Below are 4,816 nucleotides of genomic sequence, written 5' to 3'. Positions count from 1 at the left end.
GTGGCCTTGTCGGATTCCAGGGTGATCAGCGAATCGTCCACGGCGACGGTGTCGCCCTCACTGACCAGCACTTCGATCACATCCACCTGAGCGAAGTCGCCGATATCCGGCAGGGTGATGGTTTTGATGCTCATACAGCCTGTTCCTTCTTTCGGGTGTGAAAAGGGCCGCAGCGGCGGCCCCGGTCATTACAGATACAGCGGCCAGGTCCTGTCCGCGTCGATGCCGTATTTGTCGATGGCCTGTCTGACCACGGCGCGGTCCAGCTTGCCGTCATCCGCCAGCCCCTTCAGCGCCGCCACTGTGATGTAGTAGCGGTTGACCTCGAAGAAGCGGCGCAGCTTCTCACGCGTGTCGGAGCGGCCGAAACCGTCGGTGCCCAGCGTGATGTAGGTGTGCGGCACCCAGGCGCGGATCTTCTCCGGCAGGTCGCGGATGTAGTCGGTCGCCGCCACGCACGGCCCTTCATGGGCTTCGAGCAGCTGGGTGACATAGGGTTTTTTCGGCTCGGCTTCCGGATGCAGCATGTTCCAGCGCGCCACCTCCTTGCCGTCACGGGCCAGCAGGTTGAAGCTGGGCGCGGACCACAGGTTGGCCGCCACGCCCCAGTCTTCCGCCAGCAGCTCGGCGGCGGCAATGGCTTCGCGGAAGATGGTGCCGGAGCCCATCAGGTTGACCACCGGCTGACCTTCCTTCGCCTGCGCCGCGCGGAACAGATACATGCCCTTGAGAATGCCTTCCTCGGCCCCTTCCGGCATGGGCGGATGACTGTAGTTCTCGTTCATGGCGGTGATGTAGTAGAAGACATCTTCCTTGTCTTCATACATGCGCTTGATGCCGTCACGGATGATGACCGCCATCTCGTAGGCGAAGGTGGGGTCATAGCTCATGCAGTTGGGCACCGCGTCATAGAACAGCAGGTTGTGACCGTCGTCGTGCTGCAGCCCCTCGCCTTCCAGCGTGGTGCGGCCTGCGGTGGCGCCGATGAGGAAGCCACGGGCGCGCAGATCGCCCGCTGCCCAGACCAGATCGCCAATGCGCTGGAAGCCGAACATGGAGTAGAAGATGTAGAACGGGATCATGCTGACGCCATAGTTGGCGTAGGCGGTGGCCGCCGCAATCCAGTCGGACATGGCGCCGGCCTCGTTGATGCCCTCTTCCAGCACCTGCCCCTTTTCGGACTCCTTGTAGTAGGCCACCTGATCCTTGTCCACCGGCTCGTACAGCTGACCGGCAGGATCATAGATGCCGATCTGGCGGAACAGGCCCTCCATGCCGAAGGTGCGCGCCTCGTCGGGAATGATGGGAACGATGCGGTCCTTCAGCTGCTTGTCCCGCAGCAGGGTGGAGAGAATGCGCACGAAAGCCATGGTGGTGGACATTTCGCGCTCGCCGGTGCCTTCCAGCATCAGCTTGAAGGCGGACAGATCCGGCGCAGGCAGCTTGTCGCCCCGATCTTCCCGGTGGGGCAGATAGCCGCCCAGCGCCTCCCGACGCTCGCGCATGTAACGCATGATATCGGAGTCTTCTGGCGGACGGTAGAAGGGCACATCCTTCTCCAACTGCTCGTCGGAGATGGGCACGGCAAAGCGGTCGCGGAAATACTTCAGCCCCTCGATGTCCAGCTTCTTCTGCTGATGGGTGGTGTTGGCCGCCTCCCCATAGGGCCCCATGCCGTAACCCTTGACCGTCTTGGCCAGAATGACCGTGGGCAGGTCGGATTCCATGGCTGCCTTGTAGGCCGCGTAGATCTTGCGCGGGCTGTGGCCGCCCCGGGTCAGACGGAAGATTTCCTCGTCGGTCCAGTCTTCCACCAGCTTGGCGGTTTCCGGATACTTGCCGAAGAAGTGCTTGCGCACATAGGCGCCGTCCTTGGCCTTGTAGGCCTGGTATTCGCCGTCGACCACCTCGCCCATGCGCTGGATCAGCTTGCCGGAGGTGTCCCTGGCCAGCAGCTGGTCCCAGCCAGAGCCCCAGATGACCTTGATCACGTTCCAGCCGGCGCCGCGGAAGAAGGCCTCCAGCTCCTGAATGATCTTGCCGTTGCCGCGCACCGGCCCGTCCAGCCGTTGCAGGTTGCAGTTGATGACGAAGATCAGGTTGTTCAGCTTCTCGCGGCTGGCCAGATGGATGGCGCCGCGGGATTCCGGCTCGTCCATCTCGCCATCACCCAGGAAGGCCCATACCTTGCGCTTGTCGGTCTGAGCCAGACCACGCGCCTGCATATATTTCATGAAACGGGCCTGATAGATGGCCATGATCGGCCCCAGCCCCATGGAGACGGTGGGGAACTGCCAGAAGCCGGGCATCAGCCACGGGTGCGGGTAGGAAGACAGACCGTGGCCATCCACCTCCTGACGGAAGTTCTTCAGATGTTCATCGTCCAGACGGCCTTCCAGATAGGCGCGCGCATACATGCCCGGCGCGGTGTGCCCCTGAAAGAACACCATGTCGTGCCCCTGCTCGGTGCCGGGACCGCGGAAGAAGTGGTTGAAGCCCACCTCGTACAGGGTGCAGCTGGAGGCGTATGAGGCGATGTGTCCGCCCACGCCGGTGTGCTTGTTGGCACGCACCACCATGGCCATGGCGTTCCAGCGCAGAATGGCGCGCAGACGCTGCTCCAGCTTGAGGTCGCCCGGATACTTGGGCTGCTGCTCGACAGGAATGGTGTTGATGTAGGGCGTGTTGGCGGAATAAGGGGTGTCGATGCCGAACTGGCGGGCTTTGGCGATCAGGGTGGAGATCAGATGCTCGGCCTTCTCGGTGCCTTCGAACTCCACCACGGCCTCGAGGGCCTCCAGCCACTCCTGGACCTCTGTCGGATCCTGGTCGATGAACTTCTCGCTCATATTCGTACCTCTTTGTCTGTCAGGCGCTTTTGGCGCCACGGGGCGTCGGGGCCGTCGTCACGACCCGCGCGGAAAACCGGCGTATCTTAACATGAAGCGGACGTCATTCAGCCTATGGTGCATGAGGCAGCCACAGGCGCTTCATGGCCTCTTCCAGCTCGGTGAGCGCCTGCTGATAGACGGAACGCTTGAACTCCACCACCTCCTGCACAGGCACCCAGTAGTCCACCCAGCGGTAGCTTTCGAACTCGGGATGGTGATGCTGGTCAAGACGGATCCTGGACTCGTCTCCCACCAGCCCCACCATGAACCAGATCTGCTTCTGACCGATGCAGACGGGCCGGTTGTGGTGTCGGACATACTGAGGCGGCAGGTCATAGCGCAACCAGTCGCGCGTGCGCCCCAGCACACGCACGTCGGCGGGGTTGAGCCCCACCTCCTCCTTCAGCTCGCGGAACAGCGCCTGCTGAGGTGTCTCATTGGGATGAATGCCCCCCTGGGGAAACTGCCACGCATCCTGATTGATGCGCTTGCCCAGAAACAGCTTCCCTTCCGGATTGACCAGAATGATGCCCACATTGGGGCGATACCCCTCCTCGTCGATGAGGGCATCATCCTCATCACGGTTATAATGCGCCGGCATTGTGTGCTCTCTCAGATTTTTCTTATTTATTCCAGCTATTGTAGGAAGCGGATATGGCGCTGGCAATTTTTGATCTGGACAACACGCTGCTGGCCGGTGACAGCGACCATCTGTGGGGCGTGTTCGTGGCGGAAAAGGGCATCGTGGATCCGGTAGAGCACCGCCGCATCAACGACCGCTTCTACGAGGACTACTGTCGCGGCGAACTGGACATTCACGCCTACCAGCGCTTTGCTCTGGCGCCGCTGGTGGGGCGCGATCCCGAAGAGCTTGCCCGCTGGCATGAGGCGTTCATGCGCCAGTACATTGAGCCGATCATCCTGCCGAAGGGACTGGAGACCATTGAAGCGCACAAGGCAAAGGGCGACACGGTGATGATCATCACCGCCACCAACACCTTCGTCACCGCGCCCATCGCCCGGCGGCTGGGCGTGGACATTCTACTGGGCACCGAACCGGAGCGGGACGAACGGGGCCGCTACACCGGCGAGATTGTCGGCATTCCCACCTTTCAGGCGGGCAAGGTCAGGCGGCTGGAGCAGTGGCTTGCGGACAACGGCGCCGATCTGACCGGCAGCTGGTTCTACTCAGACTCCCACAATGATATCCCGCTGCTGGAGCGTGTGGACAATCCGGTGGCGGTGGATCCAGACGAAAAGCTGCGCGCCCACGCGGAACGGGCCGGCTGGCCGATCACCTCCTTCCGCTAATCCCGCCGCATCCACCCGGCGATGCTCACACGCGGCTGCCGCGTCGGCCGCACTTCGTGGGGAACCTCGCTGCTGATGAAGGTGGCCATGAGCCCCGGTTGCGGCACGACCGTCTCCAGCACTGTCTGCTCGTCCGGGCCATAAAGCACCAGCTCCCCGCCCCACTCCGCCTGCCAGGTCGGATTCAGATACAGCACCGTCGTCACAATACGGTTGCTGCGACCACGGAAGTTGTCCCAGTGCCGGCTGTAATGCCGCCCCGGCGGATAGAGGGCGAAGTGCGCCTCATAGCCGTTGATGCCCAGAAAAAGCTTGCGGTTGAGCTGGCGACGGTAATCCGCCATCAGCGCAAGGAACCGCTGCTGTGCGGGGGTGTGACCATCCAGCCAGATGATGCTGTCGCCACGGATGCGGGTATCCACCTGATTGTCGGCGCCCCGGCCGATGGTGGCCTGATGCATGCGCCGAGCCTCATAATGACCCATGGCCTCCTCATACAGCGCCTGCCGAAGATCCTCTTCCAGAAAGCCGGGCACCAGCGCGTAGCCCCGGCTGCTCAGCTGCTCGAACAGTTCGTCTGCCGCCACTGCCCGCTCCATTACAATAGCCTCCAT

General features: G+C 62.4%; 5 protein-coding genes. 1 reads left to right on the top strand and 4 read right to left on the bottom strand.

Going from position 1 to position 4,816, the window contains the following annotated elements; genetic code table 11:
- The 3 genes from F8K16_RS03260 to F8K16_RS03250 all read right to left on the bottom strand — a co-directional run.
- The coding region (locus F8K16_RS03260; RefSeq protein WP_294946880.1) for a biotin/lipoyl-containing protein at window positions 1-134 on the bottom strand (134 nt) is incomplete at its 3' end.
- 54 nt (window positions 135-188) lie between these two features.
- Window positions 189-2,849: a pyruvate dehydrogenase (acetyl-transferring), homodimeric type gene (gene aceE / locus F8K16_RS03255; protein WP_294946878.1), complete on the bottom strand. Its 2,661-nt coding sequence runs from the start codon at window positions 2,847-2,849 to the stop codon at window positions 189-191.
- A 112-nt stretch (window positions 2,850-2,961) separates the two neighbouring features.
- Entirely contained in the window at window positions 2,962-3,492 is a 531-nt protein-coding gene (locus F8K16_RS03250) for an RNA pyrophosphohydrolase (RefSeq protein WP_294946875.1), read from the bottom strand.
- A 53-nt stretch (window positions 3,493-3,545) separates the two neighbouring features.
- Between F8K16_RS03250 and F8K16_RS03245 the strand changes: the two genes are divergently transcribed.
- Window positions 3,546-4,202 carry an HAD family phosphatase gene (locus F8K16_RS03245; protein WP_294946871.1) on the top strand — a complete coding sequence of 219 codons (657 nt, stop codon included), beginning with the start codon at window positions 3,546-3,548 and terminating at the stop codon, window positions 4,200-4,202.
- Here F8K16_RS03245 and F8K16_RS03240 read toward each other — a convergent pair.
- A partial coding sequence (locus F8K16_RS03240; RefSeq protein WP_294946869.1) for a 2OG-Fe(II) oxygenase occupies window positions 4,199-4,816 on the bottom strand: 618 nt, incomplete at its 5' end. The two genes, F8K16_RS03245 and F8K16_RS03240, sit on opposite strands and share 4 nt — an antisense overlap.

This window comes from Sulfurivirga sp. (assembly GCF_015490265.1).
In the GTDB taxonomy this organism is placed as follows: domain Bacteria; phylum Pseudomonadota; class Gammaproteobacteria; order Thiomicrospirales; family Thiomicrospiraceae; genus Sulfurivirga.
Note: the sequence above shows the minus strand (reverse complement) of the source record. Positions and strands in the feature narration are given on the sequence as shown.

What these genes read in the sequence shown, in the direction of transcription:
- aceE (WP_294946878.1), bottom strand. Translation starts at nt 2,849, where the DNA reads ATGAGCGAGAAGTTCATCGACCAGGATCCGACAGAGGTCCAGGAGTGG.
- F8K16_RS03250 (WP_294946875.1), bottom strand. Translation starts at nt 3,492, where the DNA reads ATGCCGGCGCATTATAACCGTGATGAGGATGATGCCCTCATCGACGAG.
- F8K16_RS03245 (WP_294946871.1), top strand. Translation starts at nt 3,546, where the DNA reads ATGGCGCTGGCAATTTTTGATCTGGACAACACGCTGCTGGCCGGTGAC.